22 protein-coding genes are annotated in these 24,786 nt (G+C 51.6%); 9 read left to right on the top strand and 13 right to left on the bottom strand.

The window, feature by feature from the left end; all coding sequences use genetic code 11:
- Positions 1-127 precede the first annotated feature (127 nt).
- Together recB and recD are read left to right on the top strand one after the other, a co-directional pair.
- Complete coding sequence (gene recB / locus BZG73_RS00280) at positions 128-3,721, top strand: exodeoxyribonuclease V subunit beta (RefSeq protein ID WP_077667304.1); 3,594 nt, start codon at positions 128-130, stop codon at positions 3,719-3,721.
- Positions 3,718-5,556, top strand: coding sequence for an exodeoxyribonuclease V subunit alpha (gene recD, locus BZG73_RS00275; protein ID WP_077667303.1), 1,839 nt, complete (start codon positions 3,718-3,720; stop codon positions 5,554-5,556). Before recB ends, recD begins: the two co-directional genes overlap by 4 nt.
- A gap of 15 nt (positions 5,557-5,571) precedes the next feature.
- Here recD and argA read toward each other — a convergent pair whose 3' ends face one another.
- The gene (gene argA, locus BZG73_RS00270; RefSeq protein ID WP_046074142.1) at positions 5,572-6,897 is read right to left on the bottom strand and encodes an amino-acid N-acetyltransferase; all 1,326 of its coding nucleotides are present in this window, start codon (positions 6,895-6,897) and stop codon (positions 5,572-5,574) included.
- A gap of 252 nt (positions 6,898-7,149) precedes the next feature.
- On the opposite strand from argA, the gene BZG73_RS00265 reads away from it, so the two are divergent.
- Positions 7,150-7,506: a DUF2850 domain-containing protein gene (locus tag BZG73_RS00265; RefSeq protein ID WP_046074143.1), complete on the top strand. Its 357-nt coding sequence runs from the start codon at positions 7,150-7,152 to the stop codon at positions 7,504-7,506.
- A 30-nt stretch (positions 7,507-7,536) separates the two neighbouring features.
- Here BZG73_RS00265 and BZG73_RS00260 read toward each other — a convergent pair whose 3' ends face one another.
- Positions 7,537-7,761: a hypothetical protein gene (locus tag BZG73_RS00260; protein WP_046074144.1), complete on the bottom strand. Its 225-nt coding sequence runs from the start codon at positions 7,759-7,761 to the stop codon at positions 7,537-7,539.
- Between the two features lie 235 nt (positions 7,762-7,996).
- Between BZG73_RS00260 and mltA the strand changes: the two genes are divergently transcribed.
- On the top strand, positions 7,997-9,076 hold the full coding sequence (gene mltA / locus BZG73_RS00255) for a murein transglycosylase A (protein WP_077667302.1): 1,080 nt from the start codon (positions 7,997-7,999) through the stop codon (positions 9,074-9,076).
- Positions 9,077-9,151: 75 nt separating this feature from the next.
- On the opposite strand, the gene BZG73_RS00250 is transcribed toward mltA, so the two are convergent.
- From BZG73_RS00250 to BZG73_RS00240, 3 genes are all read right to left on the bottom strand, one after another.
- Positions 9,152-10,123, bottom strand: coding sequence for a TAXI family TRAP transporter solute-binding subunit (locus BZG73_RS00250; protein ID WP_046074145.1), 972 nt, complete (start codon positions 10,121-10,123; stop codon positions 9,152-9,154).
- A 142-nt stretch (positions 10,124-10,265) separates the two neighbouring features.
- The gene (locus BZG73_RS00245) at positions 10,266-11,093 is read right to left on the bottom strand and encodes a BKACE family enzyme (RefSeq protein WP_077667301.1); all 828 of its coding nucleotides are present in this window, start codon (positions 11,091-11,093) and stop codon (positions 10,266-10,268) included.
- A 40-nt stretch (positions 11,094-11,133) separates the two neighbouring features.
- Entirely contained in the window at positions 11,134-12,459 is a 1,326-nt protein-coding gene (locus tag BZG73_RS00240) for an aspartate aminotransferase family protein (RefSeq protein ID WP_077666546.1), read from the bottom strand.
- A 99-nt stretch (positions 12,460-12,558) separates the two neighbouring features.
- Here BZG73_RS00240 and BZG73_RS00235 point away from each other — a divergent pair, with 99 nt between their 5' ends.
- On the top strand, positions 12,559-13,476 hold the full coding sequence (locus BZG73_RS00235) for a LysR substrate-binding domain-containing protein (protein WP_158075255.1): 918 nt from the start codon (positions 12,559-12,561) through the stop codon (positions 13,474-13,476).
- Positions 13,477-13,508: 32 nt separating this feature from the next.
- Complete coding sequence (gene tcdA, locus BZG73_RS00230) at positions 13,509-14,324, top strand: tRNA cyclic N6-threonylcarbamoyladenosine(37) synthase TcdA (RefSeq protein ID WP_077667299.1); 816 nt, start codon at positions 13,509-13,511, stop codon at positions 14,322-14,324.
- A 7-nt stretch (positions 14,325-14,331) separates the two neighbouring features.
- Here the strand turns inward: tcdA and BZG73_RS00225 are convergent, their stop codons facing one another.
- The 8 genes from BZG73_RS00225 to BZG73_RS00190 form a co-directional block, all read right to left on the bottom strand.
- Positions 14,332-15,111: a substrate-binding periplasmic protein gene (locus tag BZG73_RS00225; protein ID WP_077667298.1), complete on the bottom strand. Its 780-nt coding sequence runs from the start codon at positions 15,109-15,111 to the stop codon at positions 14,332-14,334.
- A gap of 38 nt (positions 15,112-15,149) precedes the next feature.
- Positions 15,150-15,866, bottom strand: coding sequence for a substrate-binding periplasmic protein (locus BZG73_RS00220; RefSeq protein WP_158010031.1), 717 nt, complete (start codon positions 15,864-15,866; stop codon positions 15,150-15,152).
- A 179-nt stretch (positions 15,867-16,045) separates the two neighbouring features.
- Positions 16,046-17,869, bottom strand: coding sequence for a class I poly(R)-hydroxyalkanoic acid synthase (gene phaC, locus BZG73_RS00215; RefSeq protein WP_046074152.1), 1,824 nt, complete (start codon positions 17,867-17,869; stop codon positions 16,046-16,048).
- Positions 17,870-17,948: 79 nt separating this feature from the next.
- Positions 17,949-18,296, bottom strand: coding sequence for a phasin family protein (locus BZG73_RS00210; RefSeq protein WP_046074153.1), 348 nt, complete (start codon positions 18,294-18,296; stop codon positions 17,949-17,951).
- Positions 18,297-18,354: 58 nt separating this feature from the next.
- Positions 18,355-19,566, bottom strand: a complete 1,212-nt coding sequence (locus BZG73_RS00205) for an acetyl-CoA C-acetyltransferase (RefSeq protein ID WP_046074154.1) — start codon at positions 19,564-19,566, stop codon at positions 18,355-18,357.
- Positions 19,567-19,581: 15 nt separating this feature from the next.
- On the bottom strand, positions 19,582-20,322 hold the full coding sequence (locus BZG73_RS00200) for an SDR family oxidoreductase (protein WP_046074155.1): 741 nt from the start codon (positions 20,320-20,322) through the stop codon (positions 19,582-19,584).
- A gap of 504 nt (positions 20,323-20,826) precedes the next feature.
- The gene (csdE, locus tag BZG73_RS00195) at positions 20,827-21,252 is read right to left on the bottom strand and encodes a cysteine desulfurase sulfur acceptor subunit CsdE (RefSeq protein ID WP_046074156.1); all 426 of its coding nucleotides are present in this window, start codon (positions 21,250-21,252) and stop codon (positions 20,827-20,829) included.
- 19 nt (positions 21,253-21,271) lie between these two features.
- A complete protein-coding gene (locus BZG73_RS00190) occupies positions 21,272-22,483 on the bottom strand; it encodes an aminotransferase class V-fold PLP-dependent enzyme (RefSeq protein WP_077667297.1) in 1,212 nt (403 codons plus the stop codon).
- Between the two features lie 356 nt (positions 22,484-22,839).
- On the opposite strand from BZG73_RS00190, the gene BZG73_RS00185 reads away from it, so the two are divergent.
- Genes BZG73_RS00185 through BZG73_RS00175 form a run of 3 tightly spaced genes read left to right on the top strand, consistent with a single transcriptional unit; the run spans position 22,840 to position 24,757 of the window.
- Positions 22,840-23,745 carry a transcriptional regulator GcvA gene (locus BZG73_RS00185; protein WP_046074158.1) on the top strand — a complete coding sequence of 302 codons (906 nt, stop codon included), beginning with the start codon at positions 22,840-22,842 and terminating at the stop codon, positions 23,743-23,745.
- Entirely contained in the window at positions 23,742-24,380 is a 639-nt protein-coding gene (locus tag BZG73_RS00180; RefSeq protein WP_046074159.1) for an alpha/beta family hydrolase, read from the top strand. Before BZG73_RS00185 ends, BZG73_RS00180 begins: the two co-directional genes overlap by 4 nt.
- Positions 24,377-24,757, top strand: a complete 381-nt coding sequence (locus tag BZG73_RS00175; protein WP_077667296.1) for a DUF423 domain-containing protein — start codon at positions 24,377-24,379, stop codon at positions 24,755-24,757. Before BZG73_RS00180 ends, BZG73_RS00175 begins: the two co-directional genes overlap by 4 nt.
- Positions 24,758-24,786 lie beyond the last annotated feature (29 nt).

The raw sequence follows: 24,786 nt of genomic DNA, 5'->3' as shown, positions 1-24,786 counted from the left end.
CATGAATAACAGTCAATGAGTCGGGCAGGAAAATCTTAGCGAGCTCAGCACGGTTGTCTCGGCCTGAATATGTTTTCCCCCAAGGGGTTGCTACAATAGCGAGCAGACTAGGCGATGAAATAATGATATGGAACCGCAGATCCTCAATCCGCTCACCTTGCCACTTGATGGCGTCCGATTAATCGAAGCCTCCGCTGGCACCGGCAAGACGTTTACCATTGCTGGCTTGTACCTGCGATTGTTACTTGGGCATGGCCGCGCAGCGCCGTGTCGGGTCGAGCAAATACTGGTGGTGACTTTTACCGAAGCGGCAACCCAAGAGCTGAAAGACCGTATTCGGCGTCGCATTCATGAGGCGCGTTTTGCCTTTATGCGCGGTGAGAGTGGCGATCCTATCATTGGCCCTTTGCTGGCAGAGGTAAGCGATCATAAAACCGCGGCGCAGCGACTGTTAGAGGCCGAGCGTCAGATGGACGAAGCGGCTATCTATACCATTCACGGTTTTTGTCAGCGGATGCTGACCCAAAATGCGTTTGAATCGGGTAGCCTGTTCAGTCATGAATTTGTCACCGATGAGCGACAGATCAAAGCGCGCGCGGCGGCCGATTTTTGGCGTCGTCGTTTTTATCCGCTGCCTAAATCGTTAGCCGGTGTGGTGAGTAGCTACTGGCCCGCACCGGAGGCCTTATTAAAAGAGATTGCGCCCTATTTATCCGGACCGGCTGTCACGGTTAAGGCGCCTGATCTCGGCGAAGATCTCATGGCGGCACACCAAGCGGCGATTGCCAAGATTGATGCGGTGAAGCGCGCATGGCGCGAGGCGGGGGAACAGATCACCGACCAGCTCAGCGCCGCCAAGCTCGATGGCCGCAGTTATCGCAAAGACCATCTGGCGAACTGGCTGAATGCGATGGAACAATGGGCCAATGCCGAGACGCTTGATTACCAATTGCCCGACAAATTGGAAAAATTCGCCCAACAGACATTAGCGGCTAAGAGTAAAGCTGAGCCACCGAGTCTGGCGCTATTTGATCAAATTCAGGCATTGGTTGATCAGCCGCCGACGTTAAAACCGGGATTGACCGCACTGGCGATTAAAGACGTGCGGCAGCTGCTCCGCCAAGAAAAACGTCGCCAAGGGTGGCTCTCATTTGACGATCTCCTTTCTCAACTTGCCAGCGCACTTGACCAAGATAGCCAAGGCCAGTTGGCTGCGCGTATTCGCAGCTTATATCCGGTGGCAATGATTGATGAATTCCAAGACACCGACCCGCTGCAATATCAGATTTTTAGCACTGTCTATCAGCCGCCAGTGGCGGACGATGCCCCTGTATTCGCAGACGCCGAGACAGACACAGGGGAAGAGGATGAGCGCACCGGTTTAATGATGATTGGCGACCCTAAGCAGGCGATTTATGCCTTTCGTGGCGCCGATATCTTCACCTATATTCATGCCCGTGCGCAGGTGAGTGATCACTATAACCTTGCCACTAACTGGCGCTCGACAGATGGTATGGTGCGCGGGGTCAATGCCTTGTTCTCACGCGCTAAGGCGCCGTTCGTTTATCAAGACAGCATTCCCTTTTTAGCGGTGGCCTCTTCGCCTAGCGCCAAACAAAAAGCGCTGGTGGTGGAGGGAAACGAGCAGCCCGCGCTCACCTTTTGGCATCACAGCCCGGATGAATTGTGTGGCAAGCAAGATTTTGAACAGACCTTAGCGGTGAGTACCGCACAGCATATAACGCAAGTGCTCAATCAATCGGTGGCGGGCAATAGTTATCTACAAACGCCTTCCGGCCAAGCCGACATTCAGCCGCACAATATCGCTGTGTTGGTGCGCACCGGACGCGAGGCACAGCTGGTCAAGCAAGCGCTGGCCGAAAAAGGCGTGGCGTCTGTGTATCTTTCTAACCGTGATAACGTGTTCGCCAGCCCCGTCGCCAGTGATATTGAACGCATTTTAGTGGCGGTCATGCAGCCTGAAAACGAGCGTAAGTTGCGGGCGGCGCTAGCCAGCCCTTTATTTGGCCTGACTGCCGAGCAGCTGGCGTTACTCAATCAAGACGAAGCCTTGTGGGAGCAAGAGGTGGTGGCCTTTAGCCATTACCGTGACACTTGGCAGCGCCGTGGCGTGATGCCGATGCTTCGCCAAGTCGCCAGTGCCCGCCAAGTGGCAGAAAACTGGTTGGCGATGCCGCAAGGCGAGCGCTGTGTGACCGACTTTTTGCATATCGCGGAGTTGCTGCAAAGTGCCAGCCAGCAATTGGACAACCCACACGCGCTGATCCGCTGGCTACAAGAGCGAATGGCCGAGCCGGCTCAACAGTCGGAAGAGCAGCAGGTGCGGTTGGAGTCGGAGCGTGATTTGGTGCAAATCGTCACCATCCATAAATCGAAAGGCTTGGAATACGATCTGGTTTACTTGCCGTTTGCTTGTCAGTATCGCGAAAGCAGCCAACCGTTTTATCACGATGAACAGTATCAGCCAGTGCTGGCGCTGGATAATGTCGATGAAGGCAAAGAGCGGGCTGAAAAAGAGCGGCTGGCTGAAGATATCCGCTTGCTGTACGTGGCGGTGACCCGTGCCGTGTATGGGTGTTTTATCGGCTGTGCACCTCTTAAACAAGGTAACAGTCGGCAAAAAGACTCGGCCTTGCACCTAACGGCCCTCGGTTATTTGCTCCAGCATGGAGAAGCCGGTGATGCTAGCCTGCTGGCCGAGAGTTTGGCTGGATTAGCAAGCGCGAGCGATGCGGTGGCTGTGGTCGCCCCACCTGAGCCGGATGATAGCCGTTATGCCCCTCAAACAGGCTCCCACGAGGCGCTAAGCGCGCGTCAGTTTGGCGGCAAGATTGACCGTCAGTGGCGCTTAACCAGTTACTCAGGGCTGCTAAAACAAAGCCATCACATCAGTGCCTTGCCAACATTGGCCAGTTATGACTTGGACGCGGACGATGATCTCGCTGACGAGGAGACGGCGGATGTGGCGGTGGATCCTTGGTCGGTTTTTGCGTTTCCCAAAGGCGCGCGAGCCGGTACCTTTTTACACACCCTATTTGAAGAAGTGGACTTTACCGCCGATTTGATGAGTGAAGAAATCGCTGAGCTTATTACCCATCATCTTAGCTTGGAAAACTATGACCCACAGTGGTGCCCGATATTGCAGCAGTGGATGACACAAGTATTGAAACACCCGCTCAATGAGCACGGGTTGATGCTCAACCAAATTGATAATGCCAGTCGATTAACGGAGATGGAGTTCGTGATGCCTTTGGCCGCACTGGACTGCCAGCGACTGAACCGACTCGCCGCACGGTATGATGCATTGTCTGCCCGCGCTGGCCAGCTCACCTTTGACACGGCGCGCGGGATGCTAAAAGGCTTTATCGATTTAACCTTCCGCGCCGATGGCAAGTATTACGTGCTGGATTGGAAGTCGAACCATTTGGGGGATAGCGTGGCCGATTACCATCCTGAGGCGCTCAAAGAGGCGATGATCGCGCACCGATACGACTTTCAGTACCAAATCTATACCTTGGCGCTGCACCGCTTTTTGCGCCAGCGGATCCCAGATTATGACTACGACACCCATGTGGGGGGCGTGTTTTATTTCTTTTTACGGGGCGCCAGCGATAGCGGCGAGACCGGCGTATTCGCGCACCGTCCCGATAAGGCACTGATTGACGCCTTGGACAAACTCTTTGCTGGAGAGTCGGTATGAAGCAAGCATTAATGGCACTTTACCAGCGTGGGGAATTGCGGGCGATTGATGTGCAATTTGCTTGTTTGATGGGTGAAGAAGAAACTCAGTTAGACAAGGCCGCTATCACAGTATGGGCGGCACTGTTGAGTCGCGAAGTGGGCAAAGGCCATGTCTGCCTTGACTTGCACCAGTGGCAGCCACCCAGCGATGTCGCGTGGCAGCCCTTGCTGGAACATATTGATAGCCAAGCGCCAAGCGAGCAATTGGCGCAGGCCGCAGTCGTGTCCGATGGGATGCAGTCAACGCCCTTGGTGCTTGCCGGGCATCGATTGTATTTGCATCGCTACTGGCATGCCGAGCAGCAAGTGGCGGGGCATATTCGCCAGCGTCTCACGGCGCTATCGGTACCGGATGAGGCTAGACAAACCCTAGATAGCTTATTTGCCGCCTCACAGGCGGAGATTGATTGGCAAAAAGTGGCGGCAGCCACCGCGTTGACCCAGCCGTTTGCGGTGATTTCGGGAGGGCCGGGCACGGGTAAAACCACCACTGTTGCCCGTTTGTTGGCGGCGCTGGTGGCGTCGCACCACGCTGAACGCGCAACGTCTGCAGCGCTCACCATCAAACTGGTCGCTCCGACCGGTAAAGCCGCTAACCGATTGACTGAATCACTAGGGCGGGCGATTGCCGCTTTGCCTGTTGATCATGACGTAAAAGCGGCGCTGCCGACCCAAGCCAGTACCATTCACCGATTATTAGGGGCGATTCCGCAGCGGGTGGCGTTTCGCCATCATAAAAATAACCCCGTGCATGCGGATGTGTTGATTGTCGATGAAGCCTCGATGGTGGACTTGCCCTTGATGGCACAGCTGTTCGATGCCTTGGCGCCCTCAACACGCATTATTTTGCTGGGGGATAAAGATCAGCTTGCCTCTGTGGAAGCGGGGGCGGTGCTAGGGGATATTTGTCAGTACGCCGAGGCGGGCTATCCAGCGGCGCAGGCGGCGCGTTTAAGCCAGTTAACAGGCTTTGACGTACCCGAAAACCCACATGCGCCAGCGATCGCCAGTGCCCTTTGTCTGCTGCGAAAAAGTTATCGCTTTGATGCCCAATCCGGCATTGGCCAGCTCGCCTTTGCGGTGAACCGAGGAGAAATGGCTGAGGTGGGGGCGGTGTTAAAACGCGGCTATAGCGATATTGCCCACCATGTGTTGAGTGATGACAGCTATCAGGCCCTGATGCAACAAGCGGTGACAGGATATCGCGATTACTTAATCACACTCGATAATGCAACGCTCGAAACCCCGTCATCAATGGCGGACGTGCTGAGTGCCTTTAGCCAATTTCGTTTGTTATGCGCATTGACTGAAGGTCCATTTGGCGTCGCAGGGCTCAACCAAGCCATTGAGCAGCACTTGGCGTCGGCAGGGCTGATCGCCAAAGAGCGTGACACCTGGTATCACGGCCGACCAATCATGATTTTGCAAAACGATCATGCTCTGGGGTTGTATAACGGTGATATTGGGATTGCGGTGCAGCATGAAGGGATCACGCGTGTGGCGTTTGAAACCCACGATGGCGAGGTGCGCTATTTGCTTGCCAGCCGTCTGCCTGCCCATCAAACCGCGTTTGCGATGACAGTGCATAAATCACAGGGCTCGGAGTTTGCGCACACAGTGCTGGTGTGTCCGCCCACCATTTCACCAGTGGTAACCCGCGAGCTGATTTACACCGGCATCACGCGGGCGAAGCGCCAACTTGACCTTTACGCGTCTTGGCCGGTGCTGCGCCACGGTGTGGGCGCACGCACCGCCCGTTATAGTGGCTTGCCGGATGCCTTGTTGGCCCCTTGAGCGTGGCGAAACCCGCTAAAGCGCTAAAGTCAGCACCTTAGAGCGACGCTGATAGTTGTACAGCTCTTGGCGAGTGTTGGGGAGTGCTGATACATCGGAGAGCAAAAAGCCTTGTTCTAGAAACCAATGCAGACTGTGGGTGGTGAGCACAAAAATGGTTTCGAGCCCTTTGGCTTTGGCGCGTTGTTTGAGGTGATTGAGCAGCATGACGCCGCGGTCGCCATCACGATAATCCGGATGAATGGCGACGCACGCCATCTCGCCGGTGCGCGCTTCACTAAATGGGTAGAGGGCAGCGCAGCCTATCACTAATCCATCCCGTTCGATGATGGTAAAGCGGGGGATTTCTTGCTCCAATTGTTCTCGTGAGCGGCGCACTAGGATCCCTTGTTGCTCCAACGGGCGGATCAAATCCAAGATCCCACCGATATCGTCAATCTGGGCTTGGCGCACTTTTTCGGCACGCTCCATCACGATCTGGGTGCCGATCCCTTCAATCGAGAACAGCTCTTGGATCAAGGCGCCGTCTTTTTTATAGCTGATCAAATGGCTACGCGTAACCCCCGCCCGGCACGCGGCAATCGCGCCTCGTAAAAAGCGACTGGTGCCAGAGCCGGTATCGCCAGCGGCTTCTCTGGCTTCTAAAAGCGGTTGGGCTTGGGTGGGCAGTAACTCAGAAATCACCTCATTGTCTTGGTTTAAGACCCCTTGCTCGGAGCAAAAGCCAATCAACTTATCTGCGCGTAATCGAATCGCGACTTGAGTCGCCACTTCTTCGGAGGTGAGGTTAAAGCATTCCCCCGTCACTGAGCTGGCTACCGGCCCCATCAGCACAATCGCGTTTTGATCGAGCTGGCGCTGAATGCCGTCAATGTCGATGCGGCGAATTTTGCCACTATGGCAGTAATCAATGCCCTCGTCGACGCCCAGCGGTTGAGCAATAACAAAATTGCCACTGATCACATTAATTTGAGCGCCCGCCATGGGCGTATTGTTGAGTCCCATGGATAAACGCGCCGTAATGTCGAGCTGCACTTGGCCGGCGGCTTGTTTGACCACTTCAAGCGCGTGGCTGTCGGTGATGCGTATTCCTTTGTGATACGGTGTTTCCAGTCCGTACTGATTTAAGGTGCGATTGATTTGCGGGCGGGCGCCAAACACCAATACCAGCTTCATGCCTAGGCTATTGAGTAGCGCGATATCATTGACGATATTTTGAAAGTTCTCATCCGCCATGGCCTCGCCGCCAAGCATGATCACCGCGGTTTTATCTCGGTGAGCATTGACATACGGCGCCGATTGGCGAAATCCTTTAACCAGGGCGGTACTTCTTATTTTCACGCGCTCATCCGTTTAATTATTCACTAATATTGCCTTTTTATTCTTTTTGTTCGGTGTGTGTCAACCCCCAAGCAAGTAGATAATTGCAGAGGAGAGGCAAGGATGTACTCTGCATCGTGATGTTTTTTGCACTACGTTTATCATTATTCGCGCAATGTTTGGGAACTATCTCTCAAGATTCGCAAGTGGTTTATCAATGTGGGTCAGTTAGTTCGTTAAAATCACAATAAAACCAATAAGTGAGGTTGTAGCGTGCGGTTAACCAAACAATTTATCATGCTGGTGATTGTTCTCGTACTGGGCTGGGTGAGTTTTACCGTGGCCACCCGCCCAGAGCTGTTTGCGCCACATATGACAGACAAACAGCTTTATGGCGAATGGGTAGAACAAGATGTGGCTCCTTATGCAGCCGACCGATTTGAAATACGTCCTGATGGTGTCTACACCAATGGGAGTCGCGCCACCACTGAGTACCAGTTTGATGGTGATCAGCTTAAATACACGATAGGAACGGAAACCTACCTGTACCGGGTTGAAGACGCAAAGACGCTCGAGCGTATTGAACCTGCTCACTACACATCTTTTTTTGCTAAAGATAAACGCTCATAAGAGGAAGTGTTATCCCCAATGCGACCTGGATCAGTAGTGCTGTGATTCCAACGTGGTGAGCAGCTCGTTGACCGAGCACTGTTTCGTCGCCACCTTTCGCAAGAGATCGGCGGTTTGCGCATCACCACCCAGACAACGCTGAATACTGGCATTAATCACTTGGCGAGTGCAGCCTTCGCTGGCCATCATCCGGATCCATTGGTACTCCACTGCATCACTATCAAGTAGCGTTGAACGCCCAACTTTTAAATCCATCGCTGCTTTACTCCTTTATGTTGCACTTTCTATGCAGTTTTGTTGCAAGGACAGTACATAATAATTATATGACACTTTGATGAATGTCGCCTTGGTAAAGGAAGTAAGCTGAATAGGGTCACAATAAATCTGTATTGGTTTGCAGACAGTTACAAACTTAACGTTGAGAACTGATTGCGAAGCGGGGCGGTTTTTGCGAGCCTTAGCGCTATTAACTCACTGATTGGAATATGGTGTGAAAAAAGCGTTAGTCGTGATGGCGTGTGTGGCGGCACTCGCAGGGTGTATGCGTCCCACTGACCGGGGCCAACAATATGTGGATGGGCGATTTGAATCGATACTCACCCCGGTACCACAAGTGGTCTCTGAAAGCCCGCGAGACTTTAGTTTATTCAATGAGCAATTAGCGGAGGTGACTGCCAACTCACCCTCGTTAGTGGCGGCGCATCAAGCGGTTTATCAGCGTTTGCAAGCCTGGTTGGACGCGGGAGGCGAGATTGAGGCACTTGCGGATTATGGCTTAGGGGTGAACCAAATGGCAGGGGGAGATGATTTTGGTAACGTGATGTTTACCGGTTATTTCTCTCCTGTGATAGAGATGCGTCACCAACCGGATGCCCTGTTCCGCTATCCTGTCTACGCCAAGCCCCCTTGTGGTGAGGACTGTCCAGACCGTGCTGCTATCTATGCTGGGGCGTTAGATGGGCAGGGCTTAGAGCTGGGCTACAGCGCCTCCCTTATCGATAGTTTTATTATGGAAGTACAAGGCAGCGGCTTTGTGCATTTTGGCGATAACGACCAACTGGAGTATTTTGCCTACGGTGGCAAGAATGGTCACCCTTATGTCAGCATTGGAAAAGTACTGATCGAGAGGGGGGAAGTGCCGCGCGAAGAAATGTCGCTGAAAGCGATCCAAGAGTGGGTGGCTGCCCACAGTAAAGATGAAGTGCGTGAATTACTCGAGCAAAATCCCTCTTATGTTTTCTTTACCCCTAAGGCAGCTGATCCTGTCAGTGGTACGGCAGGTATTCCATTGAAAGCCGGGGCGTCAGTGGCGGCGGATAGACGTTATTTACCCATGGGCTCTGTGTTACTGGCTGAAGTGCCTCAGCTGGATGAGCAAGGCAAATGGACGGGCGAGCATGTATTAAAGCTTCTGATGGCATTAGATACCGGTGGCGCGGTGAAAGAGAATCATCTGGACTTGTATCATGGTATGGGCCGTAAAGCAGGCGAGCAAGCCGGGCATTACAAGCACTTTGGTCGGGTTTGGAAACTGGACGCCTTAGCGCCACAAATGGTGAGCCAGCCATAATAACGGGTTAGGTGAGGCCCTTAGAAAATAAAAAAGCGAGCGTATAACGCTCGCTTTTTGGTAAGCGGGGTTTGATTACTCAATCAACCCGGCTTCACGGTAGTAACGCGCTGCACCTGGGTGAAGCGGTGCAGACAGGCCGTCTTGTACCATTTCTTCTTTCTTCAGGTTAGCGAACGCTGGGTGGAGACGGCGGAAGTCATCAAAGTTTTCAAATACCGCTTTAACCACGTTGTAGATAACGTCTTCTGGGACTTGTGTGGAAGAAACGAACGTCGCACCCACACCAAAGGTGGTGACGTCGTTGTCGTTACCGCGGTACATACCGCCAGGGATAGTGGCTTGGCGGTAATAGTCACGATCTTCAATCAGCTGTTTAGCTGCATCGTTCGCGACTTCAACCAATACGCTGTCACATGCGGTAGTCGCTTCTTGGATAGCACCACTTGGGTGACCCACGGTGTACACCATGGCATCAATTTTGTTATCACACAGCGCTTTGGATTGCTCGGCCGCTTTTAGCTCAGAAATTTGGCCGAACTTGTCCATATCCCAGCCCATTTGATCCATCAATACTTCGATAGTGCCACGTTGGCCCGAGCCAGGGTTACCAATGTTAACGCGCTTGCCTTCCAGATCATCAAAGGTTTTTACGCCCGCATCGGCACGTGCTACCACGGTAAACGGTTCTGGATGAATAGAGAAAACGGCGCGAAGCTCTTTAAATTCGCCCTGATCTTTAAATTTGCTGGTGCCTTTGTAAGCATGGTACTGCCAGTCAGATTGGGCGATACCCATATCGAGCTCGCCAGCACGAATGGTGTTGATGTTGTAGATTGAACCGCCTGTACTCTCTACCGAGCAGCGGATGCCGTGGTCATCTTTGCTCTTATTGACGAGACGGCAAATAGCGCCACCTGTTGGGTAATAAACACCAGTCACACCGCCAGTACCAATGGTCACAAACTGGTTCGCTTGCGCGCTTGCCGCGGTTCCTAGTGCGGCAGAAAAGCCGAGCGCAATAAGGGTAGGTTTCATCGCTTTCATGCTTAAGATTCCTTTTTAAGTTAGAGGTTGCTATCCGGGCGCACCCTCGAAGTTGTATAACACTCAATGACAATATGACAAAAAAGTGTCACCGCGCTATTTTTTCAATCTTTTAACAATATTTGCAAGCAATTGTATTGGGTTAAAACGATTGGGTCATGGTTTGCCTTAGTGCTTGTACAGGTTTAGTACAATATCCCAGCTTTTCCAGTGTGTTGCGTAAATCTGTGATCTGAGCTGCGTTATCTATGGCCCGGCGTTGATCAACGCGTTGGGTGTTGTTTTCAAAGCCGATTCGTATGTCTCCTCCCAGGAGCGCGGCGGTCGTTAGACAGCGGATCTCATGGTGGCCAAATGCACAGGCTGACCATCGCAGGTTGTCATGGTCGGGGAGCGCTTGCCACATGGCGATGATGTCTTCTGGGTGGCCAAATGGGGGGCTTTGATCCCGGCCTGCGACGAACAGTAAATGGTGCCCCTTTGGCGGGATAATGCCGGAGTGACGTAGCTGACGATAGCGCGCCACATCTTGGGGGTGATAGAGAATAAACTGCGTGTAAACAGCATGGTGATGTAGCCACGCAAAAAATGTTCTGGCCTCGGTGGTTTCGGAGGGATCAGGTACCAGCTCTCTGAGCGCAATGGAGACGGCCTCAGGCTTTACGGCTTTCACTAACGCGATTTGCTCTGAGGGGCGATAGCGACCCACGGCTTCGGTCGTGAGTTGAATGACCATGCGATCACCGACCGCATCTTGGACTTGCTGATAAAGCCGATGATTGAGAATGGGGTCCAAACTATGCGCGCCAGACTCATCTCGTGCATGAATGTGCGCCATGGCGGCACCGGCGTCAGCGCATGCTTGCAGGCAGTTAATCAGTGATGGCGTATCAATGGGGACGGCATGATGCTGGGAAGGCTGCAGCCGCGCGCCATTGGGGGCAACCATGATGGTGCGTGTATCGGTCATCTTTTCTCCTTAAGCCTGGGTTGAGAGCAAGACAGACTGCTTAGTGTGGCAAACAGGTGTCTAAGGTTATCCTTAGTTTTTCGGCTATCTCATCAATGTGTGGCTGTTTAATGATGTAGGGAGGCGCCAATAAAATATGGTGCCCTTGTTTGCCATCAATGGTGCCGCCCATGGGATAGCACATCAGGCCGTTTTCCAGCGCAGTTTGTTTGATTTGTTTCGCTAGCGGCAATGTAGACGAAAAAGGCTGCTTTGACGCTTTGTCTGCCACCAACTCAAGCGCGAGAAAGAGTCCTCGGCCACGAATGTCGCCGACAAAAGGATGGGAATGAAAATGATGAGTGAGGGTGGCTTTTAACGCCTCTCCCTGCTGGCCGGCGGCGTCTATTAGACTATCTTGCTGGATTGCTTTTAATGTGGCGAGCCCTGCAGCACAGGCAGTAGGGTGTGCCATAAAGGTGTGGCCATGTTGGAAAAAGCCCGAGCCGTTAGCGATCGCGTTGTAGATAGGGTCAGCCACAAGCGTCGCGCCAATAGGCTGATAACCGGCGGCTAGCCCTTTGGCGATAGCCACTATATCTGGAACGATATGTTCATGCTCAAAGGCGAAAAAGCGCCCAGTGCGTCCCGTACCGCACATTACTTCATCAAGGATCAGCAAAATATTGTATTGGTCGCAGATCTCACGAATACGCGTAAAGTAGCCTGCTTCGGCCGTCAATGCGCCAGCTGTCGCGCCAACGACAGGCTCAGCCACAAACCCGATGACATTCTCCGGACCTTTTTCTAACAGCATGGCTTCAAGCTCGTTGGCCACCCGCTGACCATATTCGTAAGCGGTCTCATCGGGACGCTGATCGCGATAGGCGTAACAGGGAGCAATCAGACTGGTATCCATTAATAAAGGTGCAAAGGGCGCGCGACGCCATGCGTTACCTCCCACGGACAGCGCGCCAAGTGTGTTGCCGTGGTAGCTTTGGCGTCGGGCAATAAAGTGTTGGCGCTGCGGCTGGCCAACTTCCACCCAATATTGACGTGCCAGTTTTAATGCCGCTTCCATCGCCTCTGATCCGCCACTGACCAAGTAGGCATGATTGATCGTCGCCGGTGCTAAGTCAGTGAGTATGTCGGCCAGTGCTTCACTGGTCTCGGAGGTAAAAAAGCCAGTATGCGCATAGGGAATAGCCTCGAGTTGGGCGCGAATCGCATCCAATACCGCAGGATGATGATGACCAAGGCAAGATACCGCGGCACCGCCACATGCATCTAGGTAGCGCTTTCCCTGCGTGTCAGTCAGATACATGCCGTGACCGCTCGCGATAGTAGGAAGCTCGTGATGACAGTGGCGATGAAATACGTGGCTCATACGATTGCCTCATAGTGACGTTTGCACATGAGTATGAACCGATTGTATTTTGCGCGACAAAGGATATATTTTCACCAGGCATGAAAAAAAGGAATGGGAATGGAAGCGCGTTTGCCATCGATGCGAGTGTTACAAGCGTTTGTAGTGGTCGCCCAGCAAGGCAGCTTTTCGGAAGCGGCTAAGGTATTGCATGTCAGTCAAAGTACTATCAGTAAACAAATCCAACAGCTAGAGCAGTGGATTGGACAACCCTTGTTTGCGCGGACTGCGTATGGGGTGGTGCTCAATGCCATTGGAGAGACTTATCTTCAATCAGTCTCCTCAGGGATCCATGAAATTGCCAACGCGACGGCTTACGCACGTCAACAGAGTGTCCAGCAAGAGTCGGTCAGCTTGCTGGTGCCGCCATCTTTTGCCAGTCTGTGGTTAATCCCGCAACTACCAGACTTTAAAGCTCGTTATCCGTCGGTATCGGTGACGGTCAGCGCGAGTGATTCTATTCCGCAGGGGAAAGAAAAAGAGGTTGATATCCTCATCCGTTGCCAGCCACATCAACAAGCAGGCTCCCAGTCAATCTGTCTGGCTAATGAACACCTATCTTTATTAGCCGCTGCCGCTATTGTCCCTCAGCCTATTGAGCGTGCGGCGCTACTTGCTACGGTGCCGGTGCTTTCTCACCTGACCAGGCCGACACTGTGGGAACATTTTTGGCAGCAATTTGGCTTAACGGATAGCAACCCGCAGTATGGCGCGGGGTTTGAGCACTTTTTTATGGCATTGGAGGGGGTGCAGCAAGGCATGGGGATGGCATTAATTCCTACCTTTATGGCGACAACCAGTCTGCGACAAGGAAAAGTCGTGAATCCTTTGGGGCTAGGTATTGATAGCGGCTATGGTTATTACCTCTACAGTGCAAGCTACAAGCAGCGCGCCGCAGGCGTTAGCCAAGTTGTGCATTGGCTTTGTGACCGCTTTGCGCGGGATCCCGCTAGACAATTATCGAGCAAGTCGGTATAACGCCCCTCGGTTTGATGAACAAAGAGACGGGTATGACACGCCAGTTATCAGATGCCTATTGGCAACGTTTTGGAGGCACCGCAAGGCTCTACGGCCAGCGTGCGCTCGAAGTATTTAGTCAAAGCCACATCTGTGTGATTGGCATTGGTGGTGTTGGCTCGTGGGCGGCAGAATCGTTAGCGCGAACCGGTGTGGGGGCAATGACATTAATTGATATGGATGATGTGTGTGTCACCAACACCAATCGTCAAATTCATGCTTTGAAAGAGACTATCGGCCAAAGCAAAAGCGAGGTGATGGCTGAGCGTGTCGCGGCGATCAATCCAGAATGCCAAGTGACTGTGATTGATGACTTTATCTCGCCGGATAATATTGCTGAGTACATCGACAAGCGCTTTGATTATGTGCTTGATGCTATCGATAGCATCAAGCCCAAAACGGCTCTATTGACTCACTGCAAGCGGCACAAAATCAAAGTCATTACCGTGGGTGGTGCGGGTGGACAGATCGACCCCACTCAGATCCAAGTGGCGGATTTGACTAAAACGATTCAAGACCCGCTCGCGGCGAAGCTGCGTAACAACCTTCGTCGTTTTCATGGCTTCACGAAAACCCAGGGACGTAAGTTTGGCATTGATTGCGTGTATTCTACCGAGCAGCTCAAATACCCTCAGCCTGATGGCAGTGTGTGTGAAAGCAAAGTGTCAGCCGAGGGACCCAAACGCATGGACTGTGCCAGTGGTTTTGGGGCGGCAACCATGGTGACCGCGAGTTTTGGTTTTGTCGCTGTCTCGCGCATTTTACAAAAGCTAATCGCTGCTGATCAGCGTCGCGAGCAGGCTGGCTGAGTCTGCTTTACTCTGGGGGAAGGGCGCGTAAGCCAAATTCGCCCATACGAAACGCACTCCATGCTCTTTGGTAATCGCCACTGCTTTTGAGTTGATGAATACCACGGTTTAAGCGTTCTACCCAGCGTGTGCTCTCAGGATGCTGGCGACTCAGTAGAACATGGAGGGGGGTGACACGCAGAGGGGTAGGGTGAAAAGTGATGTGCTGACGCGTGTCATCAGGCATCACAGTGCGTAGGATATCCATCACTACATATTGGTTACCAATAATCACATCGGTTTCGCCAGTGAGTAAGCTGCGCAGCTTCTCGACTTCGTTAGGATAGCGGCGTATCACCACGTCGCCACCTTGCTGATTAAAGTTTGCCAGCATGGCATCTTCTATATAGCTCTCGCTGAGCCCGACGCGTAAGCCGTTTAGGCTGGCTAACGACTGCCAATCAAAGTGTCGGTTTTTGAGATGAAAAAACACCACGGTTTCGGTATAAATGGGAGCAGAGTAAACAAAGTCATTTTCACGTTTTGGGGTGTAGCCCCAGCCAACGGTCCCATGAACCGCGCCTTCTTGCGCCTTCATTTTTGCTTGCTGCCAAAGTGTAAACGCGATCTCTATCTCTAGTCCTTGTCGCTTCCCTGCTTCTTTAACGATATAGGCAATCACCCCTTGATGCGCTAAGCGATCTGAGAGGAAAGGGGGGTAATCGCCTGCCAACAATTTTAGCTGAACCTGTGCGGCGGCGATGGAAGGTAAATAAAGGAGCAGGGTCACGAGCAGTATTCGCCGCATAACACCTCCAAGATATAAAACGTCGTTACGGCCAAGGCCTAATGATTGTAGTGGGCGTGGCGAAAATGACTCCAGATCATTTGATACCGCCCATCCGCTTTGAGTCGCCGTAATGCTTTGTTAAAGCGTTCTGCCTGATCATAGCTTTGCTTTGTTTGTCGGCTAAATAAAACGTACAGCGGGGTAATTCTTATTGGTCGCGGATGATGGGCAACGTTTTGTTTTTGGCTGGGGGCCACCTCTTGTGCGATCACCCTTTTGAGTACGTCTATGTTGCCTAACGCCAAGTCGATTTGCTGAGCGAGTAGCGCATCGATTTTTGATTTTTCATCAAGGAATTCTTGGATTTTAACGTCGACGCCTGACTTTTGCAGTTCAGTCAGTGTCTTAACGTCAATAAAGCCTTTGGTCACCCCGATGGCAAAGCCATCAAGATCTTGTGGGGACTGCCAATCAAACTCGCGTTCGGTAAGGTAGAAAAAGCCAACGCTTTCGGTATAAATTGGGTCCGAGTAGATGAAGTTATTCGCACGTTCTTGTGTGTAGGCCCAGCCTATGGTGCCGTCCCATTCGCCGGTTTGAGCGAGATTCATCGACTGATGCCATGGGAAATAACCCAGTGATACCGCGATGTCTGCCTCTTGCGCCGCCTGCATCACGATTTCAGTGATCGGGCCTCCATCAGGCACAGTCTGAGTAATAAAGGGCGCATATTCACCCGATGTCAGACGCAGTGTTTGAGCCTGTACGCTCATCGAAATGAAAAGAAGAGTGGTTAATAGACAGTACCATGCCCATCTCATATTGACGCTACACCGTTTTGCTTCCATGGCTTTGAGTGTAGTTCAATCATATAAAAAAAGGTGCACCTCAGCGTTTACCACCGAGTGTGCACCATTATTCTCAATGTTGAGACGCAGGCTGTGATGTCTGATCAGGCCTGTTCTTCTTCAGGGGTTGGTGTTGCCTGAGCTTGCTGAGCCTCCGCTTCAATCGGCAGAACGTGGCGAACATATTCGCCGGGCGCCGTATCAAGCACAGGATAGGTCTCAGATCCTATTGAGTATGGCTCCACTTGTTCTTCTGGACTGTAGCTACGTAACCATTTTTCCCAGTGGGTCCACCAAGAGCCTGTGTGATGTGACGCATTATCGAGCCACTCATCGGCACTATCAGGCAAGCTATCGTTGGTCCAAAAACCGTATTTTTTCTTCACGGGGTGGTTCACGATACCGGCAATATGCCCTGACTCGCCCAGTACAAAGGTTTTATTCCCGCCAACATTCAGTGCACCACGATAGGTGCCTTGCCAAAGTGCGATGTGATCTTCTTTGGTTGAAATGAAATAGCTGGGCACTTTGATCTTATTGAGATCAATCCAGACGCCACCGACTTTGACCCCTTTGTCTTGCACCAATTTGTTTTCAAGATACAAATCGCGCAGGATAAAGTTATGTGTCTTCGCGGCGACATTGGTGCTGTCACTGTTCCAATACAGCAAGTCAAAATCGACAGGACTATTTCCCTTGAGATAGTTCTCAATGTAATAGTTCCAGTACAAGCTGTTTTCGCGAAGCAAGCTGAAGGTGACGCTGAGTGAACGGCCATCCATATAACCACGCGCCGTGTTTTGCGCTTCAATGGCTCGAATCAAGCTGTCATTGATGTAGGCACCAATTTCCCCCGGCTGCGAGAAGTCGAGTAAGGTGGTGAAGAAACTCGCCGATTTAATCCGTGCTTTCATGCGCTTCGCAGCATAGTAGGCGATAGTACAAGCCAGAACGGTACCACCAATACAGTAACCCACACCGTTAATCTGTGATTGGCCGGTAATGTCTTCGATGGCACTGACCGCCTTGACGGTGCCTTGGGTCACGTAGTCTTCGAAACCAATTTCGGCTTGTTCGGCAGAGGGGTTACGCCAGGACATCAAGAATACCGTATGCCCTTGTTCAACCAACCAACGAACCAGTGAGTTTTTCTCGCGTAAGTCGAGAATATAGTATTTGTTGATGAACGGAGGCACGACCAAGATGGGGGTGGTATGCACTTTTTCCGTCATCGGACGATACTGAATGAGTTCGAATAACTCATTTTTATACACCACGTCGCCAGGTGTGTTGGCGACATCATCACCCACGCGAAACGCGTTATTATTGGTCATGCGCACTTTAAGAATATCCGCGCTAGACTCCATATCCTGCTTAAGCTGTTCCATGCCGCGCAGTAGATTTTCGCCCTGAGACTCCAGTGTCATTTTGAGCAGTTCAGGGTTAGTCGCAATATAATTACTCGGGGCCATGGCGTTAATCGCTTGGCGTGAGAAAAATGAGAGACGTTCACGGGTTTTATCATCAAGGCCTTCAATGGCATCGATGGTTTCCATATAGGTACGCCCAAACAGCAGATAGGACTGTTTGATAAAGTTGTAAAGGACATCTTCCTGCCAAGCCTTATCCTTAAAACGTTTATCGTCGCTGCCTTCGCTCACTACCTCTCCCGTGTTATCACGCGCGAGCATGGCGTTCTGCCAGATTTGCATCTGTTGTTCCCACCACTGCATTTGCACTTGTAGAAGTGCAGCGGGTTGTTGAGCCGCGCCTTCCAGCAACTGAGCAGTGTCTTGCAGGCTGACTTCCTGCATGGCTTGATTGAACGGTGTATTTACGGCTGCCTTGCCCTGCTCAAGATCCTGCCACCATTGCTGGTTTTGTTCTTGCAGCCTGGCAAGGTAGTCCGAAAAGAAGTGATGAAACATAGTCTTGCCCTCTTGATCGGATAAGCACTACAAAGGCCTGCCGTCAATGACAGCAGGCACTCGTGCAAAAACCCTGCCTTTATGCTGGGGTGCCGGCTTTCATATTCTCAGCCGTGAGTTTGTCGATATCTTCTTTAAACTCTTTGGCGATGTTTTGCAGCTTGGCGCTGTCATCCATCATTTGCTGAGACAGCTTGGTCAAAGCGGCCAGCTGTTGGCTGCTGAATGACGTCATACTTGAGACATCTTTCACTTCGCTGGCTGCTTTCATTTGCTCTAGACCGAGCTCGCTATAGGTGCGCATAGCATTCATTTGTAGCTCAGTCAGCGTCTCAACATTTTTGGCTACCAACTTGTTGAAATTAACATAGGGAGCCAGGGCTTTTTCAGATTGCTCAGAAAACGCTTTAAACATATCTGTGTACATGGTGTATCTCCTGATAGTGTTGTGTATGGGTTTCTCACCCAAGGTCGCAAGTGTCCGTTTATGCTTGTGTACGCTTAACAATTAAAGCTGTACCCATGCCGCCGCCAATACACAAAGAAGCCACCCCGTGGGTTTCGCCTCTTCGCGCGAGCTCGTGTAGCAAGGTCACCACAATCCGGTTACCTGATGCCCCGAGCGGATGACCGAGTGCAATGGCACCGCCGTTGACATTGGCACGCGCCAATATCGCATCAGGTGTTGTTTTGTGGTGCTCCGCCAATTGGTGTATGACCCCCAGTGCTTGTGCTGCAAATGCTTCATTAAGCTCAAATAAATCAATGGTGTCGAGAGTCAGGTTGGCTTTCTCCAATGCCGTATTGACAGCCCCCACTGGGCCTAAGCCCATGATGCTCGGATCGACACCGTGCTGAGCGTAGGCGGCAACTTCTGCGAGTGGTGTCAGCCCGTGTTCTTTGACTGCGGACTCAGACGCGAGGATCACCGCACTCGCGCCATCATTGATACCCGAGGCGTTACCGGCCGTTACTGAGCCTTCTTTATCAAATGCTGGGCGCAGCTTGCTGAGGCCCTCTAGCGTGGCGTCTGCTTTTGGGTACTCATCGGTATCAAAAGTAATGGTTTGCTTGCGCTGCTTAATCTCAATCGGGATGATTTCATCTTTAAACCGACCCGCTTCAATGGCTGAAACGGCTTTTTGTTGGCTGCTAAGCGCAAAGCTATCTTGTTGCTCACGGGTAATCCCGACTTCTTTGGCAACGTTTTCGGCGGTGACTCCCATGTGATATTGGTTGTACACATCGGTAAGTCCGTCATTAATGAGCAAGTCTTTCATGGCGAAGTTGCCCATTTTTTGCCCAGTGCGGAGGTTGCCCGCTGCCGCAAATGGGATTTGTGACATGTTTTCAACCCCAGCCGCGACGACAACCTGTGCATCGCCGGCTCGGATATGGGTGACAGCATCCATGATACTTTTCATGCCGCTACCACAGACCATATTGATTGAATACGCAGGGACATGGGTCGGGATATCCGCGTAAATCGCAGCTTGACGACCGATCCCCATCCCTTGTCCTGCGCTGACCACGTTACCCACGATGACTTCATCAATCGCGGTTGGGGCAAGTGATGTTTCACTTAGCGCGCCTTTAATGGCATAAGCGGCGAGTTGCCCCGTTGGGACGTCTTTGAGCGTGCCTGAGAAGGCACCGATGGCGGTGCGTTTTGCCGCCACAATAAAAATACGTTCCATCAATCTATCCTTGATTTATTGCATGTAGAGGCCGCCGTTTACCGACAGCGTCTCACCCGTAATGTAAGCGCCTGCGTCGCTGGCAAGGTAAGCCACCGATGCCGCAATTTCTTCTGGCTTGGCCAAGCGCTTCATCGGGATCTGGTTGGTGATTGACTCCAACACATCGTCGCGCATGGCGGTAACCATTGGTGTCGCGGTATAGCCTGGCGCCACGACGTTGACAGTGACACCGGCCCGCGCCCCTTCTGCCGCGAGTGACTTACTGAAGCCCATCATGCCGGCTTTGGCGGCGGCATAGTTGGCTTGGCCAAATTGGCCTTTTTGGCCATTGACGGATGAGATATTAATGATGCGTCCTCCTCCTTTTTCGCACATGGCGGCGAACAAGGGCTGAGTGACGTTAAAGAGGCTGTTGAGGTTGGTATTAATGACATCATGCCATTGTGAGGCATTCATTTTCTTGAACACACTGTCGCGGGTAATACCAGCATTGTTTACCAGTACATCCACCGTGCCTTCTTCCTCGAGTAGCTTAGCAATCCGTGAGGCGCATTGTTCGGTATCGGTGACATCAAGCTCAAACAAACGAACTTGGTCGTGGTTAAATTTCTTTTCGTCAAACCACTCTTGGGCGCACTCCGCTCCCCCTGTAAAGTGGGTCGCGATGACGCGGTATCCATCTTCCACCAATTTCTCGGTAATTGCTGATCCTATCCCGCCTTTCGCGCCGGTTACTAATGCCAGTTTTTTCATTTATGACTCCATTCACTACAACAAGCAAACTAAACGAGATGCCTGAAGCCGCATCTGGAACCACTTCAAACCAGAATTACAGTCATCTTTTTCTCACAGCAGCAATAGTTGTGCCAAAAATCAACTAATCATTCTGCCGATATTGTTAGGCAGCCTAACGGATTGGTGTGACCCTTTTATGACTGCCTGCTTCTAAGCTAACGAATCTAGACAAATACGCAAAGTATAAAAACCCCATGTTCTGCATTCGAGATCTTGGTCATACTAATAAGGAAACACTGCAATCAATTGTTAAAATAATGTTTGTCTTGTGTTTGTTTTTGTTGGTTTTAAATCGAATTGCCCACTGCTTGACTAAGTCCATGAAATGGATTGCATTAGTGGTCAGGTTGGTGGCTTTATGTTGAGAGTTGCCTTTTTAAATGGACAGGGTGGTCAGAAAATGATCACTGTTTGTGCGTTGAGTGGAGAGCGGTGGCGACACGCCACCACGTGGATAAAGAACTAACGAGTGACCTGATGAATGTATTCAATGATAGCGTGCAAGCCATTGGTGCGTGACTCACTTAAATGGTGCGCCAGTCCCGCTTGCTGGAAAATGCGGTCTATATCGAGGGTATGAATGGCATTACCGTGTTGACCGTGAACACAGGCAAGCACGATCGCTAATAAGCCTTTAACAATTCTGGCGTTGGAGTCGGCGGCAAAGTAATGGGTGTCCCCCTCTGCCTGATGGAGAAACCAAACCGCGCTCTCACAGCCGTGTACTTGGCTTGCTGTTTGTTTTTGTGCATCAGTAAAGGTTGGTAGCCGTTTTCCCCACAAAATCAATTGTCGGTATTTATCTTCCCAGCTGGTGTGTTGCGCGAGCATCTCGGTGACCGTCGCTTGGTTAAGCTCGGTGCCAAAAGGGTGATGGGGTAACGCCATTGTCTATCCTGCCTTATGATTAAATGTCGAGTAGATCCAGGGTCTTATCTAATGCTGCAATAAACTGTGCGATATCCTGGTGTGTATTGTAGGCCGCCAGAGAGACCCTGATGGTGCCATCGACCCCAAGCGCCTTAATAAAAGGGTGGGCACAATGATGGCCAGAGCGAACAGCAATACCTTGCTGGGCCAACAATTCAGCTACATCGGCATGATGCTCGTCACGCACGACAAAAGAGACCATAGAACTGGTCGCCTGTGGCGCGATTAAATGAATGCGCGGCCTCGTGCGTAAAGCTTCTATAAGTTGTTGGTAACAGCTTGCTATGTGTGCCTCCACTGCTTGGCTGTCTTGTTGTTGGAGCCAATGAATAGCAGCGGCAAGGCCAATTGCGCCGGCGGTGTTAGGCGTGCCTGCTTCAAAACGGGCGGGAATGGGGGCGAGACTATGATGGTCAAACGACACGTCTGTGATCATCTTCCCACCCCCTTGGAAAGGCGAGAGCGCGCTCAGCGCTTCTGATTTTCCATACAAGACGCCAATTCCTGTGGGACCATAAAGTTTATGGCCAGAAAAAACATAATAGTCAGTGTCCAGTGTTTGCATACTGACAGGCTCATGGACGATCCCCTGTGCGCCATCAATGATCACGGTTGCACCAACTTTGTGCGCCAGCTGAGTCATTTCCTCGATAGGATGGCGGGTGCCGGTGACATTGCTGACATGACTGATCGCAACAATGCGTGTCCGTGCGGTTAAGCGTTGCTGATATACCTTCATATCTAAGTGCCCCGTGCGAGGGCAGCAGGGGATTTTTACCAGTTGAGCGCCCGTGCGTTGTGCCATCAATTGCCAAGGGATCAGGTTGGCATGGTGCTCCATTTCGCTGACCAGGATCTCGTCTTGTGGGGTAAGCGAGTGGCTTAGGCCATAGGCGATCAGATTAATGGCTTCTGTCGCGCCCCGGGTCCAGACGATATTGTGTGGGTTGGCACCGATAAAATGTGCTACATCTCGCCGCGCTTGCTCAAACTGTTCGGTTGCGGAGAGGGACGCTTGGTGCTGGCCTCGATGGACGTTTGCAACCGGCATCATATAGCTGCGACTGATCGCATCAATCACTGACTGCGGCTTTTGGGCAGTAGCAGCACTGTCTAGATATACCCAGCCTGGCGTATCAAAAGCGGGAAACTGGGCGCGTAGGAAATGGGGATCAAAACCGTCGGTCATAGTTATCGTCCGAAATAAAATCCCGTCTATGATCGCTATCTCGTGGATGTAACTCAAGTCTGTTGTTGGTTCGCGCCTTATTACAGACAAAAAAAAGCACTGAGCGACGCTCAGTGCCAACAAATATGTAATGACAGACAATGTCAAAATACAGGAAGTTAAAAGTGGTAGATACGACTACCTGTCTAACCAGTGTTAGACAAATGCAAACACAACATCGCAACCACGGAAACAGTCTAAATAGAGAGACGTCACAAGTGGATGCGGGGAGCACTATAGGAGTTTGCTGGTATATCAGCAATCGACAATTTATAATGCCAACGATTAGAAAAATTAATGCATAGAGGTGTCAGCATATGGCGAGGCGTCTTCCCCCACTCAACGCGCTGCGTGTGTTTGAAGCAGCCGCACGACATTTGAGCTTTACGCGAGCGGCAGAAGAGCTGTTTGTGACTCAAGCGGCAGTCAGTCATCAAATCAAGGCATTAGAGGAGTTTCTTGGTTTGAAGCTTTTCCGCCGGCGTAACCGTTCGTTACTATTGACCGAAGAAGGACAAGGATACTTTCTTGATATAAAAGATATTTTCTCTGAGCTTTCCTATGCGACGGATAAAGTGCTGGAACGCAGTGCCAAAGGAGCGCTGACGATTAGTTTGCCGCCCAGTTTTGCGATTCAATGGCTAGTACCTCGATTAGCTGATTTTAATACAGCGCATCCCGATATTGATGTTCGGATAAAAGCGGTTGATTTGGAAGAAGGGTCTCTGACCGATGATGTCGATGTTGCCATTTACTATGGCCGGGGACACTGGACGGGATTGCGCTGCGATCTTTTGTATCAAGAATGCTTGCTGCCTGTGTGTTCGCCACTGCTACTGGAGTCAGGGCAGCCTCTACAAACTCCAGATGATTTGGTTCATCATGTTTTATTGCATGACCGCTCGCGTAAAGAATGGAAAGCATTTGCGAAAGCCCATCAACTTAGTGAAGTGAATGTTGAACATGGGCCGATTTTTAGTCACTCATCCATGGTGTTGCAGGCGGCGGCACATGGGCAAGGTGTCGCGCTAGGAAACAATGTGCTTTCTCAACCAGAGCTAGCATCTGGGCGCTTGGTTCAGCCTTTCGAGCAAGTACTAAAGAGCGATAATGGCTTCTACTTGGTCAGCCAGCAACGCGATGCGGATACCGGACGTATTACCGCATTCCGAGAATGGATGTTGGCGACGGCAGCGAAAGAACAAGAGAAAATGAATTTATGACAGGTTTAGAGGTTGACGGGCCGGAAACGGCAACAGACTGGGTGATTTTTGCCCATGGTGCGGGCGCTGGAAAGGATCACGAGTTCATGGCTGATATGGCCGCGCGGATAGGGAAACACTGCAAAGTGGTGCGATTTAACTTTCCCTATATGGAAAAGCGCGAGCAAGAGGGAAAAAAGCGCCCGCCCGATCGCGCTCCAAAATTACTTGCCCATTTTGAGTCTGTGATTGAGCACGTGGATGGTTTGCGCCCTGCTGGGAGCCGATTATGGTTAGCTGGTAAGTCGATGGGTGGGCGTATGGCGAGTCATTTGACTGATCATGCCTCTGTCAGTGGGGGGATTTGTTTGGGCTTTCCATTCCATCCCCCAGGGAAGCCGGAAAAGTATAAAGGGGCGCATCTGGCGACCGTTGAGCGTCCACTGCTGATTATACAAGGTGCACGCGATACGTTCGGCCGTGAAGACGAAGTGATGCATTATCCGCTGTCTCCCTCGGTTCAAGTGATTGTTGTCCCGGATGGCGATCATAGCTTTAAGCCTCGTAAAGCCTCAGGGTATACGGAGTCAGGCAATCGCCAGTGGGCGGTGGATAGCCTACATCGGTTTATTGAACAACAAGGTCAGCAAGGATGAAATTACATCATTGGGTGTGTGTAGCAGCGATCGGCGCAGGGTTAGCCGTGGGGCTAGGCGCTTTTGCCGCGCATGGATTAAAAGCGGTGCTGTCAGATTATCAGTTAGCCATTTTTAAAACGGGCGTAGACTACCAAATGTGGCACAGTCTCGCCTTATTGGGGATTTGCGGTGTCGCCTCCCAGGTTTCTTCTCGCTGTTTTGCCATTGTGGCTTGGGCTTGGCTTATCGGTGTTGTGGCGTTTAGTGGTAGCTTATGCCTCCTGGCGCTGACATCTTGGTATTGGCTTGGGCCCATTACCCCAATGGGAGGTGTGAGCTTTCTGATCGGCTGGGTGGGGCTAGCCATAGGAGCCTGGCGTTCTTATCAGCGCTGAGTCCGCTGACATGAATAAAAGCCTCGCGG

The organism is Salinivibrio siamensis (assembly GCF_001996005.1).
GTDB lineage: Bacteria > Pseudomonadota > Gammaproteobacteria > Enterobacterales > Vibrionaceae > Salinivibrio > Salinivibrio siamensis.
The sequence above is the reverse complement of the archived record's forward strand: the minus strand, read 5'-3'. Positions and strand labels throughout refer to the sequence as shown.